Below are 25,452 nucleotides of genomic sequence, written 5' to 3'. Positions count from 1 at the left end.
CGCCGGGCATCACGGGCGTGTCCGGCACTCAGACCCTATGCCGCTGATGGTACGACGAAATTTCGCGGCGCGCCGGGCCGTTGTCGGGCTGGCGCGTTCACGTTTGATGACCAGCACCAACCCGCCGCTCCTGATCGTCGAAGACGAGATGTTCATCCGGATGATCGCCGTCGATGCGCTGGAGGACCGGGGATTTGCCATCGTCGAGGCCGGCGATGCGCGCGAGGCGCTGGCCATCCTCGAACGGACGCCCGAGATCGCGCTGATCTTCACCGACATCAACATGCCGGGCGACATCGACGGGCTCGATCTGGCGACGGAGGTGGCCGCGCGCTGGCCGCATATCGAGATCATCGTCACGTCGGGCGGGGTGCGCCTCGGCGCGGCGGAGGTCCCCGATTCCGGCCGGTTCCTCGCCAAGCCCTATTCGATCGACCACCTCGTCACCCTCGTACGCGAACAGCTGGCGCGGCGGCGACCCTGACCGCCCCTGATCGTCCATCCGGACGATTGCGGCGTCACGCCTCGCCGTTGCGCATCCGTCGGTGCAGATAGCCATCGTCGAACCCGGCGATCCGGACGAGCTTCGCCGGATCGCTGACCTCGAGGCTGCCGCGGTGCAGCGTCATCGCGCCGGCCATGCGCAGCTCCTTCAGCACGCGGTTGATGTGCACGCTGGTCATGCCGAGCGAATCCGCCAGCAGGATCTGCGACAGCGGCAGCGGCAGCGGCGCCTCCCCGGCCATCGAGTTGCGCGACCGCAGATAGAGTTCGCACATCAGGTGGGCGACCCGTTCGATGCTGGTCCGCCGCCCCATGCTGGTGATCCAGGCACGCATCGTACCCTCGTCGACGAGCTGCGCGATATACATGGCGCGCGCGACCGCGGGGCGACGCGCCATCAGCATGTCCATGTCGGTACGGTCGATCGTCGCCACGCGGGCGGGCGTGATCGTCTGGATGTTGTGATCCATCTCGGCCAGCAGCCCGATGTGAAGATCACAGGCGTCGCCCGGCATGAGGAACGCCAGCACCTGTCGCGCGCCGCTCGGCAAGATCTTGTAGCGGCATGCCCACCCCTCGATCATCCCGAAGACGGGGCCGGGCCGATCGCCCTCGCGGATCAGATCGTGCCGCGCCTTTACGAGGCGCGGGCGCGCGGTGAGGGCGAGCAGCCCCGCCACATCTTCCTCGTCAAGCGCCGTATATTCGCGGAGTTTCTCGACGAAGCGGTTGGTCATGATCCATTATCTCACAGGACCCCAACCGGACATATTGCCGAATGTTATAGTCCTATATTGATTTGGGTGGAGATGCACGGCGGCGAAGCTGCTACACGGGGGCATCGTCGGCCATCGTTCAGGGCTCCGACGGCTGCGAGGAACTGGGAACTCGCGCCTGATCGCAGTGGATATGGACCCGATGACCAGCGCCAACAGAGAGCCCCTCCCGGTCGCCACGCCGGACGCCCCGGATGCGCATGGCCAGGCGGCGATGCTGCTCGTCGAGAGCCTGATCCACAGCCTCGTCACCCGCTCGGTCTTGACCGCCGGCGACGCGATCGAGATCGTCACCGTCGCCATGGATGCGAAGGTCGAGATCGCCGCCGATGCCGGCGCCATCGACGACAGCCGGGACAGGGCGCTGGCGCTCCTGTCGTCCGTCCGTGCCAGTCTCAGCATGCAGGCCGCCGACTGAGGTCGCACGACGATTGCGGGACGAAGCCGGATCGGAACCGCCGCCGCGCCGTCAGTCGAGTTGACGCTGCACGGCGAAGACGTTTTCCAGCACGGTCACGACCGTCGTATAGCCATGGTCGCTGAGGGCGATGAGGCACCCCTGTCGCTCGATCAGGTCAGCCCCCTCCAGCGCCGCCACCCAGCGCTGCCGGACCGGCAGCGATGCGTATCCGGTCAAGCCGATCTGCTCGACGCCGAGATAGCGACCAGCCTCCTCGGCGAGATAGATTTCGAGCAAAATGGTCATCGGCGATGTCGCAGCAAAGCCGTGGGGCAGCACCGCATGCACCACGCCGGCCGCGGCGAGCATCCGTTCCGCGAGCTTCGTGGTCGTCGTCGTCCCGACCACGCGGGCCGGACCATCGGGTGCGATCAAGGTGCGCGGCATAGCCCATCTCCACTTTCGTCAATGAAGATTGTTGAAGATCAAAAAGCAAGCGGGTTGATTGCCTTGGCATGCTTGCAGAACCGGCCCGGCCATGGTGTTCTGGCGCATGCCGCTCCGCAATCTCAGCCCCGTTCAGCGACTGCGCGAGCATCTCGAGGACGCTCTGGCAGAAGCGGATGCGATCGAGGAAGCCCTGGTCGCGGCGCTGATCTGCGACGCGCTGGACATGCTCGACAGACAGGCGCGCCCGCAGCCCGATCAGGTGTGATCGCACGCCCGCGGCCGGGCCGTCGCGCCTGTGGGCGGGCGGTGCCGGAACCGATCGGAGCGCATTTCATTTTCCCGTCACAACAGGGGAAAGAGAGATCATGGTGCGTATCCTGCCGTCGATGCTGGGCATCGCGACCGCGGCGCTCGTCGCCACGCCTGCATCGGCACAGATATTCGTCGATGTCTTTGCGGGTCGGTCCATGCCCGAAACCACCGCCGCTACGGTGCGCGCCGACGAGGCGCGGGTGAACGACATGATCGTCCCGGCCCAATTGCGGATCGATATCGAAACGCTGCGGCCGACGCATTCGACGATCTTCGGCGGCCGTATCGGCTATTGGTCGGGCGCCGTCGGTCTGGCGGTCGATGCCTCGACGCTCGATCCCGACGTGCGGCGCCAGACCATCCGCGCCACCGGCAACCTGCGGTTCGACGACGCGGTGTTCGGCGAGCGCGTGGTCATCGATCCGGGCCGGTCGGTGGCGGTCGACATCCCGCGCATCACCGTGCCGACCACCGCGACCTTCGCCGCGCTCGCGATGCTGCGGCTGCCGCCCGGGCCCGGGACGCGGGTGACGCCCTATGCCTTCGCCGGGCCGGTCTATCTCGTGACCGACACCGACATCAGCGGCGACTGGGGCCTGCGCGCAGGTGCCGGGCTGCGCATCCCGGTGTCGCGCAGCGTCTCGCTGTTCGGCGAATATCGCTACACCAACGTGGCGGCGAACGCGGTCGCCGGGCGGATCGGCGGGGAGGCGATGGGCGTCCGCGGTTCCACCGGCGACATCCGCGTCGACCTCGATGTCCGCAACCATAGCGCCGTCGGCGGCATCGGCTTCAGCTTCTAGCCGCCGCCGGGATCGGCGCACGATCCGGTCGCGGTGGCGGCACGACGCCGACCCGCGCGTCGACCTCGCCGGGACGCAGTTTCGCCAGACGCTCCCCTGTTGCCGGAGGCGTTGCGCGTCCTATACCAAGGGGGAGCAACCGGGGCGGGCGAATGATGACGGCGGCAATGGTGCTTCTCATGGGCTGGGTCATGCTGACGGTCGCCGGCAACACGCCGGTCGGCCGCTGTATGCATCGCGTGCTGGTGGCATGGCCCGCCGCGGCGCTGAACCGCCTCGCTCCCGCGCATATCGCCCTCGCCATCGTCGTGACGGTACTGATCGTCGTGCACCTCACCGCCGGCGACGCCGACCCGATCCGCATGGTCGCACTGTTTGCGCCGGAGATCACCCTGTGGCTCGCCAGCGTCGAGCTGGGCGCCCTTGGCGAGGCAGTGGTCGCAGTGGCGGCGGTGGCCTCCGCCTTGCGCCGGGCAGGTCTTGCCGCGGCGCTCACGACCCTGTCGCCGCGCCTGCCGCGACACCGCAAGAACAAGACCGGCCGCGCCCGGAACGGCCCCCGCCCCGGCCGTAAAGCGCCCGCCAACGACGACGGGGACGACGCCGGGCTGGCGCTGGCCAGCTGAACCATCGCGCATCGGCGGCCGCCCACGGGACCCGGATGTCGCATCGCCCTAGCCGACGATCTCCGGCGTCCCGGTCCCCGCCTGACGTTCGAACAGCCGGCGATAATGCCCGTCCGTCGCGAGCAGCAGCGCATCGTGCGGGCCGTCCTCGACGATCCGGCCCTCCGCAAAGACCAGGATGCGATCGAGCGCGCGCACCGTCGACAGGCGGTGGGCGATGACGATCGCGGTGCGGCCGACGATCAGCCGCTCCATCGCCTGCTGGATCGCCGCCTCGCTTTCGGAATCGAGGCTGGAGGTCGCCTCGTCGAGGATCAGAATCGGCGCATCGACCAGAAAGGCGCGCGCGATCGCCACCCGCTGGCGTTCGCCGCCGGACAGCTTCACGCCGCGCTCGCCGACCGGCGTGCGATAGCCCTTCGGCAGGGCGGCGATGAAGTCGTGCGCGTTGGCGAGCCGGGCGGCCTGCTCGATCTCCTCCTGCGTCGCGCCGAGGCGACCATAGCCGATGTTCTCGGCGAGCGTGCGGTGGAACAACACCGGCTCCTGCGGCACGATCGCGACCTGCCGGCGCAGCGACCCTTGCGTCGCCGACGCCACGTCCTGCCCGTCGATCGTCACTCGCCCGCCGTCCACGTCGTACAGGCGCTGGATCAGCTTGACGAAGCTGGTCTTGCCCGATCCCGACGGCCCGACCAGCCCGACGCGCTGCCCCGACGGAATGGCGACGGACAGATGCGCGTAGAGCGGGCGGTCCTGCCCGGCATAGCGAAAGGTCACATCCTCGAAGCGGATCGCGCCCGCGGTGATCGCGATGGCGCGTGCATCGGCGCGATCGGCAACGCCCGGCGGTTCGTCGTGCAGCGCGACAAGCTCCTCCATCTCGTTCACCGCCCGCTGCAGCTGGTGGACATATTGGCCGATGTCGCGAAGATAGCCGTTCAGCACCAGGTAGCTGGTGACGACATAGGCCATGTCGCCCGCGCTCGCCTGCCCGCGCGACCACAGCCACAGGGCGCCGCCGGTCGCGACGATGCGGATCAGCCACAGCAGCGCGAGTTGTCCCGAGCCCGCCCAGGTGAAGGCCATCCAGGTGCGCAGCGTGCGCCGGCGCCATTTGGCGACGACGCGGGCCAACAACGCCTCCTCGCGCGCCTCGCCGCCGAACGCCTTGACCACGGCGTTGGTCCCGATCGCATCGGCCAGCACCCCGCCCATCGTCGTGTCCCACCGGTTCGACAGGCGCGCGATCGGCGCCAGCACGCGCGTCGCCAGCACCACCGTCAGCGCGATATAGGCGAGCGCGCCCGCCCCCATCACCAGCCCGAGCAGCGGCCAGTGCAGCGCCAGCAGGACGACCGTTCCGACCAGCACCGTCAGCGCCGGCAACAGCGACAGCAGCAGCACGTCGTTGAGCGTGTCGAGCGCCCACATGCCGCGCGTGATTCGCCGGACGGTGGAGCCGGAAAAGGCGTTGGCGTGCCAGTCGGCGGAAAGCCGCTGGACGCGCGCGAACGCCTCCTGCGTCACGTCGCGCATCATGTTCAGCGTCAGCGGCGTGATCGCCCACCAGCCGAGGTGGCGCAGCACCACCATCGCCCCGCCCAGCGCGGCGATGGCGGCGAACGCGCGCCATGCCATCGCCGGATTGCCGCCGCCGACGGCGTCGATCATCCGGCCGGCGTAGAGCGGCACGAACACCTCGGTCAGCGTGGCGAGCAGCATCGCCGCGGCGCAGGCGGTGGCCAGCCACGGCGCCCGCCCCCACAGGCGCAGGGTGAAGGCCAGCACCTTACGCAATACGGAGGCGCGGGGAAACAGGTCGTCGTCGTCCGGGGTGTCGTCGATCATGGCAAGCGTGTCCGCACGTCGGCGTGCGGTCCTCGTATCAGCGATGGCAGGCGTCGGTCTCGTGCGGGACCGAAGGCGTCAGTGGCGCAGGGTCCCGCCGACGGCGGCTGCGCCACAGGCAAGCCGGTGGATGGGCCGAAGGGTGGCCCCGCGGGCGGGCATGGTGCGATCGATCATCTGGCCCTCCCTTTCCCGTGAGTCGCTGGACGTCCCGCCCGTAGCCGATTCCACCGCCGAAAACCACCCGTCAGGCCGGCGCCGCCGTCCTGCCCGTCAGCACCATGCCGATCGATGCGCCAACGACGAGCGCGACCGCGAACCATTGCACGCCGGTCAGGATCTCGCCCAGCACGCTCGCGCCGATGATCGCGCCGACCGCGGGCTCGATGCTTAACAGGACGCCCAGCGTGCTGGCCGGGATGGCCTTCAACGCGACCATCTCGAGCGAATAGGGAATGGCGCTCGACAGCAGGGCGGCGACGAGGCCCATGGCGATCCACCCCGGCGTCAACAGCGCCGCGCCCGCCTGATGGATGCCGATCGGGACGACGACGAGCGCGGCCGATACCATGCCGAGCGCGACGGTCTGGCCGGACGGCAGGTGCGCGGTCCGCTGGCCGAGCAGGATGTAAAGCGCCCAGCACAGCGCCGCCGCGAGTGCGAACAGGATGCCGCCAAGGTCGAGCGCATGGTCGGTCAGGCGCCACGGCAGCAGCAGGAGCAGCCCCGCCACCGCCAGTCCGACCATCGCGAACTGGAGCGGCCGGCGCGAATGGAGCAGCGACACGGTCAGCGGGCCGAGGAATTCGATCGCGATGGCGAGGCCGAGCGGCGTGGTCCGCAACGCCAGGTAGAAGCACAGGTTCATCGTGCCGAGTGCGACGCCATAAGGGACGATCCGCAGCAGGTCGCGGCGCTCCAGCGGCGTCTGCCACGGCCGCATGACGGCGAGCAGGATCAGCGCCGCAAAGCCGACGCGATAGGCCGTCGTGCCCTCGGCACCGACCAGCGGGAACAGCGACTTGGCGAACGAGGTGCCGAGGCAGAAGGTCAGGATCGCCCCGAGCAGCGCCGCATAGGGGAGGATGCGATGGCCCGCGAAGGCCTGCGTCGCGGCGGCGGTGGTCGGTATGGTCATGCCGCCAGCATAGCGGCGGGGTCGCGACGGCGGGCGGCGCGTTGTGGCGTCCCGCGCCCGAATCCGTCATCATCGCGCTCATCATGACGGAAAGCGCCGACCTCGATATCTTCGACCATCGCATCATCGCGGCGGTACGACGCAACACCCTCGAACCTGCGCGGACGATCGCCGGGCGCGTCGGCCTGTCGGAAAGCGCGGTGCTCCGCCGCCTGCGCCGGTTGCGCGCGACCGGGGTCATCGTCGCCGACGTCGCGGTGATCGATCCGGCACGGTTGCAGCCGACGATCACGATCCACGTGCTGGTCGAGCTGCACCAGAGCAATTTGCGCGCCGAGCAGGCGTTCGCGCAGAAGATGCAGCGGCAACCCGAGGTCGTCGCCGCGTGGAACGTCACCGGGCGCACCGACTTCCTGCTGATCGTCGCGGTCGCCTCGATCGAGGACTATCAGCGCTTCTCGGACGAGATCCTTGCCGCGGACGATGACGTGCGCATGTTCGAGACGTTGGTCAGCCTGCGCGAGATCGTCCGCTTCGACCCGCTGCGCGCGGACCGGCTGGTCTGAGGTCGCCGCAGCCCGCCCCGAGATCGTCAGGCCATCGCCGCGGACGGACCGATACGCTCGGCAAGAAAGTCGACGAACACCCGCACCCGCGCCGGCATCGTCGAACCGCCGACGAACAGCGCATGGAGCGGCTCGCGGTCCTGCGGGTTGAACGCCTCGAGCAGCGGCACCAGCCGCCCGCTGGCGAGGTCGTCCGCCACCGCGAACCGCCCGACGCGTGCGATCCCGACGCCGGCGCGGGCGAGCTGCGCCAGCGATTCGCCGTTATTCGCCTCGATCGATCCCGTCACCGCCAGCGCCCGGTCGCGCCCGTTCTCGCGGAACGGCCAGCCCGGTTCGGCGCGGCGGAAGTTGAAGCTGAGGCAATTGTGGCCGAGCAGGTCGTCGGGCACCCGCGGCGTGCCGTGCCGGTCGAGATAGGCGGCGGACGCGACCACCACCCGTCCCGTCTCGCCCAGCTTGCGGGCGGTCAGCGGACTGTCGGCGAGCTGGCCGAAGCGGATCGCGACATCCGCCTGCCCGCCGAGCACGTCGACGATCCGGTCCGACAGATTGAGGTCGACGAGGATGCCCGGATAGCGCGCGGTAAAATCGCCGAGCAGGGGCACGATATAGAGCCGCCCGTGCGCCAGCGAGGCGGTGACGCGCAGCCGGCCGCGCGGGCTTGCCTGATCCGCGATACTGCCCTCCACCTCCGCCAGGTCGGCGAGAATGCGGCGCGCGGCGCGCAGATAGGCCTCGCCCTCGCCGGTCAGCGCCAACGCGCGCGTCGTGCGCACCAGAAGACGGACGCCCAGCCGCGCCTCGATCCGCGCGACGATGCGACTGACCGCCGACGGTGTCAGCCCGAGCGCGCGCGCCGCCGCCGACAGGCTGCCCTCCGCCACGATGCTGGCGAACACCGCCATCTCTCCCGATCGACCGCCGACGTCCATCTGTTCCTCCGGAGCACAGCTCCTGGTCCCATTCTGCGCCTACCCGGCGGGCGCGCAAGCCATCATCTCGGCGGAGGCAACAAAGGAACGTCCGTCATGCGCCTCAACCTCCCCCTGCTCGCGCTCGCCATCGGCGCGTTCGGCATCGGCGTGACCGAATTCGCGCCGATGGGGATGCTGCCCGGCATCGCGACCGACCTCGGCGTGTCGATCCCCGCCGCCGGGCTGCTGGTCAGCGCCTATGCGATGGGCGTGCTGATCGGCGCACCGCTGATGACGCTGGCCACGGCGCGGATCGACCGGCGGACCTTGCTGGTCGGGTTGATGGGCATCTTCACGCTCGGCAACGCGCTGTCGGCACTGGCGGAAGGATACTGGACGCTGATGATCGCGCGGGTCGTCACCTCGTTCAACCACGGCGCCTTCTTCGGCGTCGGATCGGTCGTCGCCGCCGGACTCGTCCCCGCCGACAGGCGTGCGGGCGCGGTCGCGGCGATGTTCACCGGGCTGACCGTCGCGACGATCGGCGGGGTGCCGCTCGCGACCTGGGCGGGCGAAATGCTCGGCTGGCGCACCGCCTTCGCCGGGATCGCCGGCGTCGGCGCGATGGCGATGCTGTCGCTGCGGCTGGCGCTGCCGTCGCTGCCGGTCACGCAAGACAGCGACATGCGCGCCGAACTGCGCGTGCTGACGCGCGGTCCGGTGCTGGCGGCGCTGGCGCTGACCGTCGTCGGGGCGAGCGCGATGTTCACCGTCTTCACCTATATCGTCCCGATCCTGCGCGAGGAGACGCAGGCCTCGACCGGCTTCGTCACCGCGATGCTGGTGCTGTACGGGATCGGGCTGACGATCGGGAACACGCTCGGCGGACGGCTCGCGGACCGGTCGATCGAGCGGACGCTGGTCGGCAGCTTTGCGACGCTCGCCGCGGTGCTGGTGGTGTTCGCGGGGGTCATGCACTGGCCGCTCCCCGCCGCCGCTGCCATCCTGATCTGGGGCATCGCCAGCTTCGCGATCGTGCCGCCGCTGCAGATGCGCGTCATGGAGGCGGCCGCCGACGCGCCCAACCTTGCCTCGGCGATGAATATCGGCGCGTTCAACCTCGGCAATGCGATCGGTGCGGCGCTGGGTGGCGGGGTGATCGGCGCGGGGCTCGGCCTGCCCACGGTATCGCTGGCGGGTGCGGCGATGGCGGCGGCGGCGCTGGTCATGCTGCTGGCGGTCGGACGCCGCCGCCGGCCGGACGCCTGCCCCGCCTGACGCCCGACCCGCGGATCAGCGCCAGCCCAAAGCCGGCGCGACGTGCCGCAGCAGCCCCTCGATCAGATGCGCGTTATACTCGACGCCCAACTGGTTCGGCACCGTCAGCAGCAGCGTATCCGCTTCCGCGATCGCTTCGTCGCCGCGCAGCTGTTCGATCAGCGCCTCGGGCTCGTCGGCATAGGAGCGGCCGAACACCGCGCGCATATTGTCGATGATGCCGATCTGGTCGCTGCTGTCGCCGCGGCCGAAATAGGCGCGGTCGCGGTCGTCGAGGATCGGGAAGATCGACCGCGACACCGACACCCGCGGGCTGCGCGCATGGCCCGCCGCCTGCCATGCGGCGCGATAGGCGCGGATCTGCTTCGCCTGCTGGATGTGAAAGGGTTCGCCGCTCTCGTCCGCCTTCAGCGTCGAGCTCTGCAGGTTCATCCCCAGCCGCGCCGCCCATTCCGCGGTCGCATTGTTGGCCGATCCCCACCAGATCCGGTCGCGCAGCCCCGCGGCGAACGGCTCCAGCCGCAGCAGCCCCGGCGGGTTGGGGAACATCGGGCGCGGATTGGGCTGCGCAAAGCCCTCGCCCTTGAGCAGGTCGAGGAATATCTCGGCATGCCGGCGGCCCATGTCGGCATCGCTCTGCCCCGCGGCGGGGACGAAGCCGAAATGGCGCCAGCCGTCGATCACCTGTTCGGGCGAGCCGCGGCTGAGCCCGAGCTGCAGCCGGCCGCCGCCGATCAGGTCGGCCGCGCCGGCATCCTCGACCATGTAGAAGGGGTTTTCGTAGCGCATGTCGATGACGCCGGTGCCGATCTCGATCCGGCTGGTCTTCGCGCCGACCGCGGCGAGCAGCGGAAACGGCGAAGCGAGCTGGCGCGCGAAATGGTGGACGCGGAAATAGGCGCCGTCCGCGCCCAGGTCCTCGGCCGCGACCGCGAGGTCGATCGACTGCAGCAGCACGTCCGCGGCGGAGCGCGTCGCCGATCCGGCGGTGTCGGACCAATGGCCGAACGAAAGGAAACCGATGCTCTTCATGATGATGCCGATCCCGAATGTCACCGGATAGCTGGCGCGGCCCGGCACGCCCCGCAAGGCCGCGGTCGGAATGGCAGCGTTTCCGCACCTGTACCGGTCGACCCGCTTCGCCCCCGGGTTGCGTATTAGCCGCATAAAGCCCATCTATGGCGTTCACCGGTCGCATATCGACGTTTGGCGCGCCTCGCCGCGCGCCGCCGCCCTTCCCTGCCTCTCTCCTTCCGCTGACGAGGTTCCCGATGTCCAGCGACGCCACATTCTTCCGCAAGCAGGCCGATCAGGAGCGCAGCAACGCGTCCGAAGCGAGCCTCGACAATGTCCGCGACCGTTGCGAGCGTGCCGCGCGCTCGTGGGAAGCGATGGCGGCACGCGCCGAGCGGACCGAGGCGATGCGCGATCAGCGCGCCGCCGCCACCCGTGCCGCAAGTGCGCTGGCGACGGTCAACGACGGGGCGTGATCCACGGCCGCGTCACGCCGCTGCGGGGGGCAGCGGCGGCGCATGAAACCTTGACCCGCGGTGCGACCTTCCTCGCCGCGCTCGCCGAGCGTCCGGTCATCGCCGGGGGCTGGCCGGAGGGGCGGCAGGCGCGCGTGCGTGCGCGCTTCCTCGCCAATTGCCTGCGCGAACTCGATCGTTTCCTGCACGGGCTGCTCGACGAACTGGGCGCGTCGGCGGGTCATGTCGTGCGCGAGGATCAGCGCAACACCGCCAACAAGCTGCGCGCCTATGGCGTGCCGGTGGCGGGCCCGGTCACCACTGGCGGCCTGCTGGTGTCGGCGGACGAGGCGCGGCTGCGCGCGCTCGGCCGGTCGAGCGCCTGCCTGATCCATTGCAACGGCTGGGTGCGGCGCCCCGACGTCGCCGGCGGCGATACGATGACGGTCGGCTGGCGCGAGGCGTCCGGCCCCGCGCTCGCCCGCTATCCGCTCGGCACGCGGCTGGTGCCGGGCACGGCGGAGATCGTCGACGTCTGCGGCTTCTATGACCGGCTCGGCCACCGCCTGCTGCTCACCCCGCCGGCCGGGGCGGCTTAGGAACGGCTCAGCCGCGCGGCCCCAGCAGCGTCCGCATCGCGCGCGCCGCCTCGTCCCAGACGACTTCATGCTCGCGGCACCAATTGTCGTCGTAATAAGTACAGGCGTAGCGATCGCCGCCGTCGCACAGCAGGGTGACGATGCTGCCCGTCTCCCCCGCCGCCGCCATGTCGGCGACGATCCGCGCGCAGGCCTGCAGGTTGGTGCCGGTCGATCCGCCGACGGTGCGGCCCAGCACATCCGACAGCGCGCGCATCGCGCCCAGGCTGTCGGCATCCTCGACGGCGATCATCCGGTCGATCACCGACGGTACGAAGCTCGGCTCGAGCTGCGCCCGCCCGATCCCCTCGACCCGCGACGCGCAGCCGTCGGGCAAGGCGGTGACGCCGCGATCGGCGAAGTGGCGGTGGAAGACGGAGTTCACCGGATCGGCGACGCACAGGCGGGTCGCGTGCCGCTGATAGCGAATGAACCGCCCGATCGTCGCCGAGGTGCCGCCGGTGCCCGCGCCGCAGACGATCCAGCGCGGGATCGGATGCTCCTCGTGGGCCATCTGCGCGAAGATGCTCTCGGCGATATTGTTGTTGCCGCGCCAGTCGGTCGCCCGCTCGGCATAGGTGAACTGGTCCATGTAATGCCCGCCCGTCTCCGCGGCGAGGCGGTGCGCGGCGGCATAGACGGTGCGCGGATCGTCGACCGCATGGATCTCGCCGCCGTGAAAGCGGATCGCGTCCAGCTTCGGCGCCGCAGTCCGCGCCGGCACCACCGCGATGAAGCGCAGCCCGAGCATCCGCGCGAAATAGGCCTCGCTCACCGCGGTCGATCCCGACGACGCCTCGATCACCACCGTATCCGGCCCGATCCAGGCGTTGCACAGCGCATAGAGGAACAGCGAGCGCGCCAGCCGGTGCTTCAGGCTGCCGGTCGGATGCGAACTCTCGTCCTTCAGGTACAGGGTGATGCCGGGGAAGCGGGGCAGTTCCAGCCGGATCAGATGCGTGTCGGCCGAGCGGTTGTAATCCGCCTCGATCCGCCGCACCGCCTCGGCATGCCACTGGCGATCGGTGGCGGGGGCCGTCGGGGCGCGGGAGATATCCTGAATCATGGCCGCCCCCTACACCGGGAGCCGCATCCGCAACACCTGCGTCGACGGCGTGGAGACCGCCCCCGCACCCGGCTTTAGCCGCACCCACCATTTCTTGTGTCGCACCGGCGCCGCCACGCCCCTACATTCCGGCGATGACCAGGATAGTCCAACCATGACCCGCCCGTCGTTCGGCGTGCAGGTGTTCGTCGGCATGGCGATCGGCCTCGCGCTCGGCTTCGTCGCGCGCAGCTATGGCGTCGCCGGCCTCGCCGACGGGCTGAAGATCGTCGGCGACATCTTCGTCCAGCTGCTCAAGGCGCTGGTCGTGCCGCTGGTGTTCACCGCGATCGTCGCCTCGATCGCGGCGCTGCGCGATCTCAACAACGCCGCGCGTCTGGTCGCGGGCACCTTCATCTGGTTCGGGATCAGCGCGCTGATCGCGGTGTCGATCGGACTGGCGCTTGGCACGATCCTGCAACCCGGTGCACATGCCGGAGTCAGCGCCGCCGCCGCGGTGCGGCCGGACACGGCGGGGTCGTGGCTCGATTTCCTGCGCGGGCTGGTGCCGGTCAACATCCTCGGGCTGGAGGCGTCGACCCGCATCGCCGACGGCGCGGCCAAGACCAGCCTGTCGTTCAATGTACTCCAGCTGATCGTCGCCGCGGTCGCGATCGGCGTCGCCGCAGTCCGCACCGGCGAGGCGGGCGCGCCCTTCCTCGCCTTCAACGCCTCCGCGCTCGCGATCTTCCGCCGCATCCTGCGCTGGGTGGTGCGGCTCACCCCGATCGGCACCGGCGCGCTGCTCGGCAGCGCCGTCGTCCGCTACGGCTGGCAGTCGCTGTCGGCACTCGGCACCTTCGCGATCGCCATCTATATCGGCCTCGCGCTCGTCCTGTTCGTCGTCTACCCGCTGCTGCTGCTCGCCAACGGCATGAGCCCGCGGCGCTTCTTCGCCGCCGCCTGGCCCGCGATCCAGCTCGGCTTCGTCTCGCGTTCGTCGATCGCGACGCTGCCGGTCACCGAACAGGTCGTCGAACACGGCTTGGGCGTACCGCGCAGCTATGCCGCCTTCGCCGTCCCCTTCGCCGCGACCACCAAGATGGACGGTTGCGCCGCCATCTATCCCGCGATCGCGGCGCTGTTCGTCGCGCAATATTACGGCATCCCGCTGCACGGCACCGATTATCTGCTGATCGTGCTGGTGTCCGTACTCGGTTCGGCGGCGACCGCGGGGCTCACCGGCGCGCTGGTGATGCTGACGCTGACGCTGTCGACGCTCGGCCTGCCGCTGGAGGGCGCCGGACTGCTGCTCGCGATCGATCCGATCCTCGACATGGGCCGTACCGCGGTCAACGTCGCCGGCCAGGCGCTGATCCCCGCGATCGTCGCGAAGCGGCAGGGGCTGGTCGCCGAACCGGCGGCGGCCGAGCCCGTCCTCGCCTGATCGCTGCCCCTCCTCGCGCGGGGAGGGGACGGCGTCACCCCATCGTCAGCGGCGCGAAGCGGGCGACCTGCCGGCCGATCAGCCCGAGCTGCTCGACCACCGCGGGGTCGCTCGCGCCGCCCTCGGCATCGAATTTGGTGACCTGCGTGTTGATCGCCGCGGCGAACGGCGTCGGCCAGCCGCGCAGCGCGTGGACGATCGAGCGCAGCGCCGCGATCGTCGATCCGGTCGCCTGCCAGCCGTAGGCGGTCGCGATCAGCCCAACCGGCACGTCGGCGAGATACGGTCGCGCGTCGCGGGCGGTTTCCTCAAGCAGGTCGAGCGCGTTCTTGACCACGCCCGAGATGCTGCCGTGATAGCCCGGGCTGGCGATGATGACCGCAGACGCCGTCCGCACCGCCTCGACGAAGGCCCGTTCGTCGGGCGTCCGCGTCGTCGCCTTGGGATCGTAGAGCGGCAGCCGCGCCATGTCGGCCCCGCCGAACATGCGCGTGCGGAACCCCTCGCGTTCGGCGGCATCCAGCGCGATGCGCAGCGCGCGCTCGGTCGAGGACACGCCGCCGATCGTGCCGCCGATACCGACGACCAGGGGAGCGACGGATGAAGGAGCGTTCAGTTCAGCGGCCATACACCGGCGATAGCGTCATGCAAGCGCGCACGCCAGCCGCTGGCGTTCGGCGAACCGCCGCGGTAAACCACAGGACGATCACGCACGCCCTTGCGCCAGCTGTTTTAGGATTGTAACACACCCCATGGCTGACCGCTGGGACGAGCCGATGCGTCATGAACCCGTCGATACCAACCGCCGCACCCCGATCGGCCAGCGCTACCAGCTGGACGACGATCCCGCCGCGTCCGCGCGCCGCGATCGGCCCTATGATCGCGACGACCGGCTGAGCGGGCGCTTCGACGCCTTCGTCGACGACGACGACGGTCCCGGCGGCGCCGGGGGCGGCGAACCGCCGCGCCGTCCGCGCAACATCGGCCGCTGGGTGCTGCGCGGGATCGCCGCGGGCATCGTCCTGCTGGTGCTCGCGATCGGCTGGCTCGCGGTCACCGCGCCCTTGAGCAAGTCGCTCCAGCCGCCGACCCCGCCCTCGATCACGCTGACCGCGGACGACGGCACGCCGATCGCCCGGCGCGGCGCGATCATCGGCGCGCCGGTCGACGCCGCGAAGCTGCCGCCGCACGTCACCGAGGCGTTCATGGCGATCGAGGATCGCCGCTTCCGCTCGCATTGGGGCATCGACCCGCGCGGCATCCTGCGCGCCTTCGTCCACAATGTCGGGTCGGGCGGGGTGCGCGAGGGCGGCAGCACGATCACGCAACAGCTCGCTAAGAACGCCTTCCTCGATTCGGACCGCACCGCCGCGCGCAAGATTCGCGAGGTCATGATCGCCTTCTGGCTCGAGGCATGGCTGTCGAAGGACGAGATCCTCTCGCGCTATCTGTCGAACGTCTATTTCGGCGACAACGTCTATGGCCTGCGCGCCGCCTCCAAACATTATTTCGGCCGCGAACCGGAACGGATGAACGTCGGACAGGCGGCGATGCTGGCGGGCCTCGTCAAGGCGCCCTCGCGGCTTGCGCCGACCGGCAACCTGGAGGGTGCGCGCAAGCGCGAGATGCTGGTCGTCGCCGCGATGGTCGACGCGGGCTTCCTGACCAAAGCGGAGGGCGCCGCGGTCCAGCCGCAACGCGTGCTGCCGAGCCGCCCGACCGCTTTGCCCAGCGGCACCTATTTCGCCGACTGGGTGCTGCCCTCGGCGCGCGATCAGGCCGGCGAGATCAAGACCGAGGCGAGCGTCAGGACCACGCTCGACCGGCGCCTGCAACGCACCGCCGAACGCGTCATCCGCCAGGCGGGGCTGCGCCAGGCGCAGGCGGCGATCGTCGCGATGCACCGCGACGGCCGCGTGATCGCGATGGTCGGCGGCAAGGATTACGGCAAGAGTCCGTTCAACCGCGCCACCCAGGCACGTCGCCAGCCCGGATCGACCTTCAAGCTGTTCGTCTATCTCGCCGCGATGCGCGCCGGCATGACCCCCGACACGATGGCCGACGACAATCCGGTCGAGATCGCCGGGTGGAAGCCCAAGAACGACGACGGCCGCTATCTCGGCCAGATCCCGCTGCGCCGTGCTTTCGCCCGCTCGTCCAACGTCGTCGCCGCGCGGCTGACGCAGGAGGTCGGCGTGCGCAACGTCATCAAGGCGGCGCGCGACCTCGGCATCTCCACCCCGATCCCGAACGAGGCCACGATCGGCCTCGGCACCGCGGAGGTGTCGCTGCTCGAACTGACCGCCGCTTATGCCGGCGTCGCCAACGGCACCTACCCGGTCCAGCCGCGCGGGCTCGAGGAAACGCAGGCGAACAAGAGCTGGTATCAGTCGCTGACCGGCGGCAGCCGCAAGATGCCCGACGACATCCGCGAAAAGATGCTCGACCTGCTGTCGTCGTCGCTGCGCGGCACCGGGCGCGAGGCGGTGCTGACCACCGACGCCTATGGCAAGACCGGCACGTCGCAGGCGAACCGCGACGCCTGGTTCATCGGCTTCGCGGGCGACCTCGTCGTCGGCGTCTGGGTCGGCAACGACGACAGCTCGCCCAATCCGGGACTGCACGGCGGCGGCATCCCCGCGCAGATCTGGCGCAATTTCATGGTGTCCGCACTCAACATCGCCCCCGTCGCCGCGCCGGTGGTGGTCGAGGAGGATGCGATGGACCCCGAGGCGTTCGACAATGGCGAGATGATCGAGGACCCGGCCGGCGAAGTGATCCCGCAGGTCGAGGGCACGCTCGACGGCTTCGGGTTGCAGATGAAGATGGGCCGCGACGGCAGCATCAGCATCACCCCCGGCGGCGGCCGCGACCGTCGCCCGCCGCCGCCCGAACCCGCCGCCCGCGACCGTCGCGAAGGTGGCGACGACGGCGACGAGGGCGCGTTCTAGGCAAGCGCCGTCCCCTCGGCCTAGACTGGCTCCCGCGCGACACGATCGTGGCTAAAGGCGCGGGGAGAGGCAGATGCGGTTCGATGCGACGCGGGCTCTGATCGTCTATGCGGGCGGGCTGACGCTCGCGGCGGGATGGATGCTGGTGACGGGCGCGGCGGCGCCGACACGGGTCGACACGCTGGACGTCCGCCGGATCAATGTGCGTGAGGCCGACGGGACGATCCGCATGGTGATCGCCGCGCGCGACCGCTTTCCCGGGCTCATCGTCCGCCGGCACGAACAGCCGCATCCGGGCCGCACCGATGCCGCCGGCATGCTGTTCTACAATGACGAGGGCACCGAGAATGGCGGGCTGATCTTCGGCGGGCAGGCGGTGGCCGGTAAACCCACCGCCTTCGGCCACCTGAGCTTCGACCAGTATCAACAGGATCAGGTCGTCGCGCTCGACCAGAGCGAGGCGGACGGCCGCCGCAGCGCCGGCCTGCGCATATCGGACCGGCCCGACGCGGCGCTCGACGTCGCGGCGATCCGCCGGCTCGACGCGCTGCCGCCCGCCGAACGCGAGGCCGCGATCGGGCGGATGACCGCAAGCGGCGCGTTCGGCCAGTCCCGCGCCTTCTTCGGCAAGGACCGCGACGGCGATGCCCTGCTCGACCTCCACGACGGCCTTGGCCGCACCCGGCTGCGCCTGCGCGTCGGCAAGACGGGGGAGGGAGCGGGAGCGGCACGGATCGAATTCCTCGACGCCGCCGGCGCGGTGACGCGGACGATCGGCGCCTGACCGGCCGCTACCGCGCCGCCATCCAGCCCCGCACCTTTGCCTCCAGCACCGGCATCGGCAGCGCGCCGCTGTCGAGCACCGCGGCGTGGAAGGCGCGCGGGTCGAACGCCGCGCCCTGCCCGGCCTGCGCCTCCGCCTTCAGTCGCAGAATGGTCAGCTGGCCGATCTTGTACGCCAGTGCCTGCCCCGGGATCGCGATATAGCGCTCCACCTCCGCGGTCGCGTCGGTCTTCGGCATCGGCGAGTTGGCGAGCATATAGGCGATCGCCTGGTCCCGGCCCCAGCCCTTGGCGTGGATGCCGGTGTCGACGACCAGCCGCATCGCGCGCAGCATCTCGTCGTTGAGCCCGCCCATCCGCTGGTACGGATCCGTCTCCATGCCGAGCGGCTTCCACAGCGTCTCCGCATAGAGCGCCCAGCCCTCGACATAGGCGGTGTTGCCGCCGAAGCGCATGAACGCGGGCAGCGCCTCGTTCTCCTGCGCCAGCGCGATCTGGAAATGATGCCCCGGCACCGCCTCGTGCAGGTACAATGTCTCCATGCCCCAGGTGTAGCGGCTCGGCAGGTCGTAGGTGTTGTAGTAGAAGACGCCGGGCCGCTTGCCGTCGGGCGTGCCGTCCTGATAGCTGCCCGCCGCATCACTCTTGGCGCGATAGTCGGGGACGGGGCGGATCTCGAGCGGGGTCTTGGGGATCAGCGCGAACTGTTCGCGGACGCGCGCGTCGATGCGCTTGCCGATCGCCTCGTAATCGCGCCGCACCGCGTCGGCGCTGCTCGGCTGGAAGCGCTTTTCGGTGCGCAGATAGTCGAAGAACTGCGGCAGCGTGCCCTTGAAGCCCGCGGCCGTCTTCTGCGCCTCCATCTCCGCGGTGATCCGCGCCACCTCGGACAGGCCGAGCCGGTGCACCGCCTCCGCCTGCAGCGGCAGCGTCGTGCTCTGCTCGATCCGGTAGGCGTAGAGCGCCGCGCCGCCCGGCATCGCCGACAGGCCCACCGTCGCCCGCGCCCTGGGCAGATAGTCGGTCTTCAGGAAATCGCGCATCCGCCGGTGCGCGGGGGTGATGACGTCGCGAATCTGCGCGGCATAGGCAGCGGTCAGCCGCTGGCGGTCGGCGGCGGGCACGTCGGCGGGGAACATCGTCACCGGCGCGTAGAACACCGATCCTTCCACGCCCTGCGCGATCAGGTTATCGAACTGCGCGATCATGTTCTCGACCACCAGCCGCGGGTGGACGATCCCCTTCGCCATGCCTTCGCGGAAGCGCGCGATCGCGCGATCGTACAGCGCGGCATAGCCGGCGTTGCGCTTCAGATTGTTGTCGTAATCGGCGACCGTCCTGAACGGCGCGCCGCCCTTGCCGCTGGCGAAATCGGGATAGAAGGTCTGGAAGCCGCCGAAATGGTTGATCGGCAGCAGCCGCGTCACCGACTGGATCGCGGGGTCGTAGCCGCGCAGGTTCACCGATGCCGTGTGGCGGAACACGTCATAGGCGAGCTGGTCGACCCGGGTCAGCTTCGCCCGGTCGATCGCCGTCAGCGCGGCGAGATCGGCCTCAAGATTGCGCTTCTCGCGCGCCGTCGCCGCATCGGTCAGATAATCGCCGAACCGGTCCGCATAGCGCATGTCGCCGCGCAGGATCGCGCCGATCGGGTCGAGCATCAGATCGCGTTCGTCGCTGTCGTAGAACAGACGCTTCAGCCGCGCATCCTCCGCCCCGTCGCCGGGCAGTGGCACCGGCGGCGGCAGCGCCTGACCGAGCGCGGGTGTCGAAACGGCGGCGAGCAGCAGGCTCGCGATCAGATGGCGCATAGATGATCCCCTTTGCGCCCCGCTTAGCAAGCTGCACGGCGATGGCGATAGGCCGGTTGACGCTGCACGCGGGCGGCAGCAGAGCGACACCCATGCGTTTCTTCTCCGACAATGCCGCCCCGGTCCATCCCAAGGTCATGGCGGCGCTGGCCGAGGCCAACGGGCTCGACACCGCCTATGACGGCGACGCGCGCTCGCAGGCGCTCGACGGCCGTTTGTCGGATCTGTTCGGCACGCAAGTGACCGCGATCTGGGTGCCGACCGGCACGGCGGCCAATTGCCTCGCGCTTGCCGCGCTCTGCCCGCCGCATGGCGGCATCGTCTGCCATCGCGACGCGCATATCCAGAACGACGAGGGCGGCGCCCCCGAATTCTACACCCATGGCGCCAAATTGTACCTCGCCGACGGCGAGGGCGCGAAGCTGACGCCCGACACGATCGCCACGGTGATCGATGCCATCGCCAACGACGTCCATCGCGTGCAGCCGCATGCCGTCTCGATCACCAACGCCACCGAATATGGCCGGGTCTACACCCCCGACGAGGTCGCCGCGATCGGCGCGCTGGCACGCGAGCGCGGCCTCGGCCTGCACATGGACGGCGCGCGCTTCGCCAATGCCGTCGCCACATTGGGCTGCACGCCGGCCGAGGTGACGTGGCAGGCGGGTGTCGACGCGCTCAGCTTCGGCTTCGTCAAGAACGGCGCGATGAGCGCGGAGGCGCTGGTGTTCTTCAAGCCCGGACTGGCCGGCGCGACGCTGCACCGGCGCAAGCGTGCCGGGCTGCTGGTTTCCAAGGGCCGCTATCTGGCGGCGCAGGTGCTTAGCATGCTCGACGACGACCTGTGGCTGGACAACGCCCGCGCCGCCAACGCCAGCGCCGCCACCATCGCCGCCGCGGCCGGTGCGCGGCTGGTCCATCCGGTCGAGGCGAACGAGGTCTTCCTGCGCGCCACCCCCGACGAGGCCGCCGCCCTGCGCGCGCAGGGGTTCGACTTCTACGACTGGGCGGCGGGCGAGATCCGGCTGGTGACCGCCTGGGACAGCCCGGCGGAGCAGGTCGCGCTGCTCGCGCAGGCGATCACGCAACTGTGACGCAGGCGCCGCCGCCCCGGTCGACGCGCGCGGCGATCCTCGTCCCCTTCGCGCTGGTCACGCTGATCTGGGGGTCGACGTGGCTGGTGATCCGCGACCAATTGGGTGTCGTGCCGCCGAGCTGGTCGGTGACCTATCGCTTCATCGTCGCCGGCCTCGCGATGGCGGTGGTGGCGATGGTGAAGCGCGAACGCTTCGTGCTGGACGGGCGCGGCTGGGTGTTCGCCGCGGCGATCGGCCTGCTGCAATTCTGCCTCAACTTCAATTTCGTCTATCGCGCCGAACATCACATCACCTCGGGGCTGGTCGCGGTGGTGTTCGCGATCCTGCTGGTGCCGAACGCTTTGTTCGCACGGGTGCTGCTCGGGCAGCGGATGGGCGGGCAGCTGATCGCGGGGTCGGCGGTGGCGATGGCGGGAATCGCGCTGCTGTTCGTGCACGAGGCGCGGACCGGACCGGCCGGCACCGCCGCAACGCTCGCCGGCATCGGCTTCACCGGCATGGCGATCCTCGCCGCGTCGATGGCCAATGTGCTGCAGGCGACGCCGACCGCCAAACGCTATCCGATGATGGCGACGCTGGCGGTGGCGATGCTGATCGGCGCAGGGCTCGACGGCGCGATCGCTTGGTGGCTGACCGGCCCGCCGGTGATCGAGATGCGCACGGGCTATTGGGCGGGCATCCTCTATCTCGGGCTGGCGGGATCGGCGCTCGCCTTCCCCCTCTATTATCGCGTGCTGCGCGTGATCGGCCCGGCCAAGGCGGCCTATTCCAGCGTCATCGTGCCGGTGATCGCGATGCTGCTGTCGACCCTGTTCGAAGGCTATCGCTGGTCGCCGCTCGCCGCCGCGGGCGGGGCGCTGGCGGGCATCGGGCTGGTCATCGCGTTGAGGGCGCGCAGACCCAACCGATAGGTCGGCCACGCCGGCCGCCAGCCGAGCACCCGCTTCGCCTTGCCGTTCGCGACGCGGCGGTTCTCCGCATAGAAACCGCGCGCCATCGGCGACAGCGTCGCGATATCGACCAGCGGCGGCGGCGGCAGGCGCAGCAGCTGCGCGGCATAGGCGACGACATCGTCCTGCGCGCACGGCAGATCGTCGGCGAGGTTATAGGCCCCCGCCGGCGCGTTGAGCGCGGCGAACACGCCCGCGACGATATCGTCGACATGGACGCGGCTGAACACCTGATCGGGCAGGCCGACGCGATGCGCCCGCCCCGCGCGCACCCGCTCCAGCGGCGAGCGGCCGGGGCCATAGATGCCGGGCAGGCGAAAGACGCGGGCGCCGCGCTCCAGCCACGCCGCATCGGCGGCGGTGCGCGCCGACCGGCGGCCCGTGCCGGTCGGCGCGGCCTCGTCCACCCATGCCCCGCCGGCATCGCCATAGACGCCGGTCGACGACAGATAGCCGAGCCATCGCCCGTCCAGCGCATCGCCGTAGCGGGCCAGCACGGGATCGACATCGCCCTCCGGCGGCACCGACGACAGGATATGCGTTGCCGCCGCGATCGCGGGCCGTACCGCGGCCGCGTCGTCGAAGCGCAACGTGCCGTCCCGCCCGTCGCGCGTCGTCCCCATCGTCACCCCCGGCCACGCCGCGGCGATACGGCCGGCGGTATAGCCGAGCCCGAAGATCAGGAGCATCCAGCTCTCCGCTTGTACAGATGACCCATGGTTCGCTCCCCTTCGTCACCCCGGACCCGTTCCGGGGCCCACCCTTCCGCACGGCCGCCGTTCGCGTTTATGACCGCGTGCCTCCGCCTATTTCGCCATCGGCCCCTTGTAGGTCGTCCCGAAATAATCGCCCGTGTTCCACACCGGGCGTGCCGCGCCGTCGGCGATCTCGCGCGCGATGGCGTAATTGGTCGCGACGAAGCGCACGCCCTGATCCCACAGGATCGGCTGCGTCAGGTCGTCGCCCGGGCGGTGATAGCGGTTGGCAAGGAAATCCTCGAACGGCGCGCGCCCGGCGCCCTTGATGCCGGGCCACAGGAACACCGACGGAATCCCCTTGCGCACGAAGTTGAAATGGTCGGACCGGGTGAAGAACCCCTGTTCGGGCATCGGATCGGGCGACAGGCCGACGCCGACGCCGTTCACCGCCTTGGTGACGATCGGCCCCAGCGTCGACCGCTGCGCGCCAAAGGCGATCATGTCCTCGAACCGGTAGAGCAGCACCGGCATGTCGAGGTTGACGTCCGCGACGATGCTGGCGATCGGCACGGTCGGGTGATCGACGAACCAGCTCGATCCCACCAGCCCCTTTTCCTCGCCCGTCACCGCCAGAAATATGACCGTCCGCTTCGGCGGCGTACCGCTCGCGGTGAAGCGCTTTGCCTCCTCGATCAGGCTGGCGATGCCGATCGCATTGTCGAGCGCGCCGTTGTTGATCCGGTCGCGGTCGGGCGCATCGCCGGCGGCTGCGGGCGAGACGCCGATATGGTCGAGGTGCGCCGACAGGATGACGACCTCCTTGCCGACCACCGGGTCGCTGCCGGGCACGATACCGACGACGTTGCTGCTCGCCGCGGCGACGAAGGCGGTGCGCGTCGTCGCGGTCAGCGATCCGGCGAGCGGCGTCGCGGTATAGCGGGGATTGTCGGTCTTCGCCTGGGCGACGATCGCCGCCCAGGGCGTGGCGCTGCCCGCGAACAGCTTCGCGGCGCCCGCCTGGCTGAGCGTGCCGAGCACCGGCGTCGACGGAGCGGGGCTGCTGCCGGTGCCCGCCGGCGTCGCCCAGGTCATGCGGGGATTGGCATAGCCCGCCGCCAGCGCCGAAAACGGTCGTTCGCGGCCGCCGGGGCGGGGCGCGTCGAGCATGACGATGCCGACCGCACCGCGCGCCGCGGCGATCTGCGCCTTGGTCGCCGCCGATCCGAAATAGGACCGCTCCTCGCCGGGAAAGGTGGTCGGCGATCCGCCGAAGAGCGCGACGATCTTGCCGCGCACGTCGACGCCCGCATAATCGTCGACGCCCAGCTGCGGCGCGACGATGCCGCGCCCGGCGAACACCACCGGGGCGGAGACGACGGTGTCCGCGCGCGCCGGATTGGCGGCGGGAATGTAATCCTCGCCGAAGACCAGCGGCTGCGGCGCGCCCCTCGCCCCGGACCAGACCATCGCACCTTGGTCCGCCGCCTTGTAGGTGACCAGCGGCACGCGTTGCAGATAGCCGCCGTCGTCGCCGGCGGGGCGCAGGCCCGCGGCATAGAATTGCGCGGCGACATATTGCGCGGCGATGTCGAATTCGGGGCTGCCCGCCTCGCGCCCCTTCATCGCGTCGGACGCGAGGAACAGGACATGCGCCTTCATCGCCGCCTGATCGGCGGGCAAGGGTGCCGTCAGCAGCGCGTTGGTCGCCGCCGGATCGCGCGGCGCTGGGGCTGGAGCGACGGCCGGTTTGGCGGTTTGCGGCGCCGCGGTCTGCGGAATGGTGTGGGCGAACGCGGACGAGGTGAGCGCCAGCGCGGCGAGCACGCGCGAGATACGGATCATGCGACAGAGGGTCCCGATGTGGAGATGCGCCAGCGTACCAGCGCCGCCGTCCCGCGCAAGCCGCCGATCGCCGCCGGCCGGAACGAATGACTGGCAGCGCAGGCGCACGCTCCTATAAAGGTGTCATGCTCGACGTTTCGCAAGCCATCGCCTATCCCGCCCATGACGCCGCCGGCGCGATCAGCCGCCACGATTACCGGCCGCCCGCATGGCTGGTGCCGGACACGCGCCTCGTCTTCGATCTCGACGCCGCCGCCACCCGCGTCACCGCGACGCTGTCGGTGACGCGCAACGGCGACCATGACGAGCCGCTGCGGCTCGACGGCGCCGGGCAGCAGCCGCTGGCGGTCCGCGTCGACGGCGTCGCGGTCGACGACTGGCGGATCGAGGGCGAACAGCTCGTCATCCCGCTGCGCGGCGCTGCGCACGCGGTCGAGACCGAGGTCGAGATCGCGCCGGAGCGCAACACGCAGCTGATGGGCCTCTATGCCAGCGGCGGCAACCTCTGCACGCAATGCGAGGCGGAGGGGTTCCGCCGGATCACCTTCTTCCCCGACCGGCCCGACGTGCTGAGCCGCTACAGCGTCCGGCTCGAGGCGGATGCGCGGCGCTATCCCGTGCTGCTCGCCAATGGCGATCCGGTCGATGCCGGCCCCGCGCCGGACGGCCGCCACTGGGCGGAATGGAACGATCCCTTCCCCAAGCCCTCCTATCTCTTCGCGCTGGTCGCGGGCGATCTCGCGGTCAACCGCGGCACCTTCGTCACCGGTTCGGGCCGCGAGGTCGCGCTGGGCATCTGGGTCCGCGCCGCCGACATCGACAAGACGCATCACGCGCTCCACGCGCTCAAGCTGTCGATGGCGTGGGACGAGCGCGTTTACGGCCGCGAATACGACCTCGACGTGTTCAACATCGTCGCGGTCGACGACTTCAACTTCGGCGCGATGGAGAACAAGGGCCTCAACATCTTTAACAGCCGGTATATTCTGGCAGATCCGGACACCGCGACCGATTACGATTACGACGCGATCGCCGCGGTCGTCGCGCACGAATATTTCCACAATTGGTCGGGCAATCGCATCACCTGCCGCGACTGGTTC

Annotated in this window: 26 protein-coding genes; 15 read left to right on the top strand and 11 right to left on the bottom strand. The window is 70.1% G+C overall.

The window, feature by feature from the left end:
• The first annotated feature begins 106 nt into the window (after positions 1 to 106).
• A complete protein-coding gene (locus B2515_RS04175; protein WP_293874041.1) occupies positions 107 to 484 on the top strand; it encodes a response regulator in 378 nt (125 codons plus the stop codon).
• 34 nt (positions 485 to 518) lie between these two features.
• Here the strand turns inward: B2515_RS04175 and B2515_RS04170 are convergent, their stop codons facing one another.
• Complete coding sequence (locus B2515_RS04170) at positions 519 to 1,241, bottom strand: Crp/Fnr family transcriptional regulator (RefSeq protein WP_293874039.1); 723 nt, start codon at positions 1,239 to 1,241, stop codon at positions 519 to 521.
• A gap of 181 nt (positions 1,242 to 1,422) precedes the next feature.
• Here B2515_RS04170 and B2515_RS04165 point away from each other — a divergent pair, with 181 nt between their 5' ends.
• Positions 1,423 to 1,698, top strand: coding sequence for a hypothetical protein (locus B2515_RS04165; protein WP_293874036.1), 276 nt, complete (start codon positions 1,423 to 1,425; stop codon positions 1,696 to 1,698).
• A 51-nt stretch (positions 1,699 to 1,749) separates the two neighbouring features.
• On the opposite strand, the gene B2515_RS04160 is transcribed toward B2515_RS04165, so the two are convergent.
• Entirely contained in the window at positions 1,750 to 2,127 is a 378-nt protein-coding gene (locus B2515_RS04160; RefSeq protein WP_293874034.1) for a hypothetical protein, read from the bottom strand.
• 91 nt (positions 2,128 to 2,218) lie between these two features.
• On the opposite strand from B2515_RS04160, the gene B2515_RS04155 reads away from it, so the two are divergent.
• The 3 genes from B2515_RS04155 (at position 2,219) to B2515_RS04145 (ending at position 3,871) form a co-directional block, all read left to right on the top strand.
• A complete protein-coding gene (locus tag B2515_RS04155; protein WP_293874032.1) occupies positions 2,219 to 2,395 on the top strand; it encodes a hypothetical protein in 177 nt (58 codons plus the stop codon).
• Positions 2,396 to 2,495: 100 nt separating this feature from the next.
• Positions 2,496 to 3,245, top strand: coding sequence for an outer membrane beta-barrel protein (locus tag B2515_RS04150; protein ID WP_293874030.1), 750 nt, complete (start codon positions 2,496 to 2,498; stop codon positions 3,243 to 3,245).
• Positions 3,246 to 3,412: 167 nt separating this feature from the next.
• On the top strand, positions 3,413 to 3,871 hold the full coding sequence (locus B2515_RS04145) for a hypothetical protein (RefSeq protein ID WP_293874028.1): 459 nt from the start codon (positions 3,413 to 3,415) through the stop codon (positions 3,869 to 3,871).
• Between the two features lie 48 nt (positions 3,872 to 3,919).
• On the opposite strand, the gene B2515_RS04140 is transcribed toward B2515_RS04145, so the two are convergent.
• Together B2515_RS04140 and B2515_RS04135 are read right to left on the bottom strand one after the other, a co-directional pair.
• The gene (locus B2515_RS04140; protein WP_293874026.1) at positions 3,920 to 5,722 is read right to left on the bottom strand and encodes an ABC transporter ATP-binding protein; all 1,803 of its coding nucleotides are present in this window, start codon (positions 5,720 to 5,722) and stop codon (positions 3,920 to 3,922) included.
• Positions 5,723 to 5,969: 247 nt separating this feature from the next.
• A complete protein-coding gene (locus B2515_RS04135; RefSeq protein WP_293874024.1) occupies positions 5,970 to 6,860 on the bottom strand; it encodes an EamA family transporter in 891 nt (296 codons plus the stop codon).
• A gap of 83 nt (positions 6,861 to 6,943) precedes the next feature.
• On the opposite strand from B2515_RS04135, the gene B2515_RS04130 reads away from it, so the two are divergent.
• Positions 6,944 to 7,426: an Lrp/AsnC family transcriptional regulator gene (locus tag B2515_RS04130; protein WP_293874022.1), complete on the top strand. Its 483-nt coding sequence runs from the start codon at positions 6,944 to 6,946 to the stop codon at positions 7,424 to 7,426.
• Between the two features lie 26 nt (positions 7,427 to 7,452).
• On the opposite strand, the gene B2515_RS04125 is transcribed toward B2515_RS04130, so the two are convergent.
• The gene (locus B2515_RS04125; protein WP_293874020.1) at positions 7,453 to 8,361 is read right to left on the bottom strand and encodes a LysR family transcriptional regulator; all 909 of its coding nucleotides are present in this window, start codon (positions 8,359 to 8,361) and stop codon (positions 7,453 to 7,455) included.
• 96 nt (positions 8,362 to 8,457) lie between these two features.
• Here B2515_RS04125 and B2515_RS04120 point away from each other — a divergent pair, with 96 nt between their 5' ends.
• Positions 8,458 to 9,621, top strand: coding sequence for an MFS transporter (locus tag B2515_RS04120; protein ID WP_293874018.1), 1,164 nt, complete (start codon positions 8,458 to 8,460; stop codon positions 9,619 to 9,621).
• Positions 9,622 to 9,636: 15 nt separating this feature from the next.
• Here the strand turns inward: B2515_RS04120 and B2515_RS04115 are convergent, their stop codons facing one another.
• The gene (locus tag B2515_RS04115) at positions 9,637 to 10,701 is read right to left on the bottom strand and encodes an LLM class flavin-dependent oxidoreductase (RefSeq protein ID WP_293874016.1); all 1,065 of its coding nucleotides are present in this window, start codon (positions 10,699 to 10,701) and stop codon (positions 9,637 to 9,639) included.
• Between the two features lie 191 nt (positions 10,702 to 10,892).
• Here B2515_RS04115 and B2515_RS04110 point away from each other — a divergent pair, with 191 nt between their 5' ends.
• Both B2515_RS04110 and B2515_RS04105 read left to right on the top strand, forming a co-directional pair.
• Positions 10,893 to 11,111, top strand: coding sequence for a hypothetical protein (locus B2515_RS04110; protein ID WP_293874013.1), 219 nt, complete (start codon positions 10,893 to 10,895; stop codon positions 11,109 to 11,111).
• Complete coding sequence (locus B2515_RS04105; RefSeq protein ID WP_293874010.1) at positions 11,108 to 11,689, top strand: hypothetical protein; 582 nt, start codon at positions 11,108 to 11,110, stop codon at positions 11,687 to 11,689. Before B2515_RS04110 ends, B2515_RS04105 begins: the two co-directional genes overlap by 4 nt.
• A gap of 7 nt (positions 11,690 to 11,696) precedes the next feature.
• Here B2515_RS04105 and B2515_RS04100 read toward each other — a convergent pair whose 3' ends face one another.
• Entirely contained in the window at positions 11,697 to 12,794 is a 1,098-nt protein-coding gene (locus tag B2515_RS04100; RefSeq protein ID WP_293874007.1) for a PLP-dependent cysteine synthase family protein, read from the bottom strand.
• A gap of 154 nt (positions 12,795 to 12,948) precedes the next feature.
• Here B2515_RS04100 and B2515_RS04095 point away from each other — a divergent pair, with 154 nt between their 5' ends.
• Complete coding sequence (locus B2515_RS04095; protein WP_293874005.1) at positions 12,949 to 14,220, top strand: dicarboxylate/amino acid:cation symporter; 1,272 nt, start codon at positions 12,949 to 12,951, stop codon at positions 14,218 to 14,220.
• 34 nt (positions 14,221 to 14,254) lie between these two features.
• Here B2515_RS04095 and B2515_RS04090 read toward each other — a convergent pair whose 3' ends face one another.
• Complete coding sequence (locus tag B2515_RS04090; RefSeq protein ID WP_293874003.1) at positions 14,255 to 14,848, bottom strand: NADPH-dependent FMN reductase; 594 nt, start codon at positions 14,846 to 14,848, stop codon at positions 14,255 to 14,257.
• A 148-nt stretch (positions 14,849 to 14,996) separates the two neighbouring features.
• Between B2515_RS04090 and B2515_RS04085 the strand changes: the two genes are divergently transcribed.
• Together B2515_RS04085 and B2515_RS04080 are read left to right on the top strand one after the other, a co-directional pair.
• The gene (locus tag B2515_RS04085) at positions 14,997 to 17,171 is read left to right on the top strand and encodes a transglycosylase domain-containing protein (RefSeq protein ID WP_293874001.1); all 2,175 of its coding nucleotides are present in this window, start codon (positions 14,997 to 14,999) and stop codon (positions 17,169 to 17,171) included.
• A gap of 73 nt (positions 17,172 to 17,244) precedes the next feature.
• Positions 17,245 to 17,955, top strand: coding sequence for a hypothetical protein (locus B2515_RS04080; protein WP_293873999.1), 711 nt, complete (start codon positions 17,245 to 17,247; stop codon positions 17,953 to 17,955).
• A gap of 7 nt (positions 17,956 to 17,962) precedes the next feature.
• Here B2515_RS04080 and B2515_RS04075 read toward each other — a convergent pair whose 3' ends face one another.
• Positions 17,963 to 19,765, bottom strand: coding sequence for a DUF885 domain-containing protein (locus B2515_RS04075; RefSeq protein WP_293873997.1), 1,803 nt, complete (start codon positions 19,763 to 19,765; stop codon positions 17,963 to 17,965).
• Positions 19,766 to 19,857: 92 nt separating this feature from the next.
• Between B2515_RS04075 and B2515_RS04070 the strand changes: the two genes are divergently transcribed.
• Together B2515_RS04070 and B2515_RS04065 are read left to right on the top strand one after the other, a co-directional pair.
• Entirely contained in the window at positions 19,858 to 20,859 is a 1,002-nt protein-coding gene (locus tag B2515_RS04070; protein WP_293873995.1) for a threonine aldolase family protein, read from the top strand.
• The gene (locus B2515_RS04065; RefSeq protein ID WP_293873993.1) at positions 20,856 to 21,773 is read left to right on the top strand and encodes a DMT family transporter; all 918 of its coding nucleotides are present in this window, start codon (positions 20,856 to 20,858) and stop codon (positions 21,771 to 21,773) included. The genes B2515_RS04070 and B2515_RS04065 overlap by 4 nt, the downstream gene beginning before the upstream one ends.
• Here B2515_RS04065 and B2515_RS04060 read toward each other — a convergent pair.
• The gene (locus B2515_RS04060; protein WP_293873990.1) at positions 21,683 to 22,501 is read right to left on the bottom strand and encodes an NAD(P)-dependent oxidoreductase; all 819 of its coding nucleotides are present in this window, start codon (positions 22,499 to 22,501) and stop codon (positions 21,683 to 21,685) included. The two genes, B2515_RS04065 and B2515_RS04060, sit on opposite strands and share 91 nt — an antisense overlap.
• A gap of 117 nt (positions 22,502 to 22,618) precedes the next feature.
• Positions 22,619 to 24,352, bottom strand: coding sequence for a M28 family metallopeptidase (locus tag B2515_RS04055; protein WP_293873987.1), 1,734 nt, complete (start codon positions 24,350 to 24,352; stop codon positions 22,619 to 22,621).
• 125 nt (positions 24,353 to 24,477) lie between these two features.
• Here B2515_RS04055 and B2515_RS04050 point away from each other — a divergent pair.
• Positions 24,478 to 25,452, top strand: a 975-nt coding sequence (locus B2515_RS04050; protein ID WP_293873984.1) for a M1 family aminopeptidase, incomplete at its 3' end; no start/stop codon positions are given.

The sequence above is a fragment of the Sphingomonas sp. UBA978 genome (assembly GCF_002292295.1).
Classification (GTDB): Bacteria; Pseudomonadota; Alphaproteobacteria; order Sphingomonadales; family Sphingomonadaceae; genus Sphingomonas.
The sequence above is the reverse complement of the archived record's forward strand: the minus strand, read 5'-3'. Positions and strand labels throughout refer to the sequence as shown.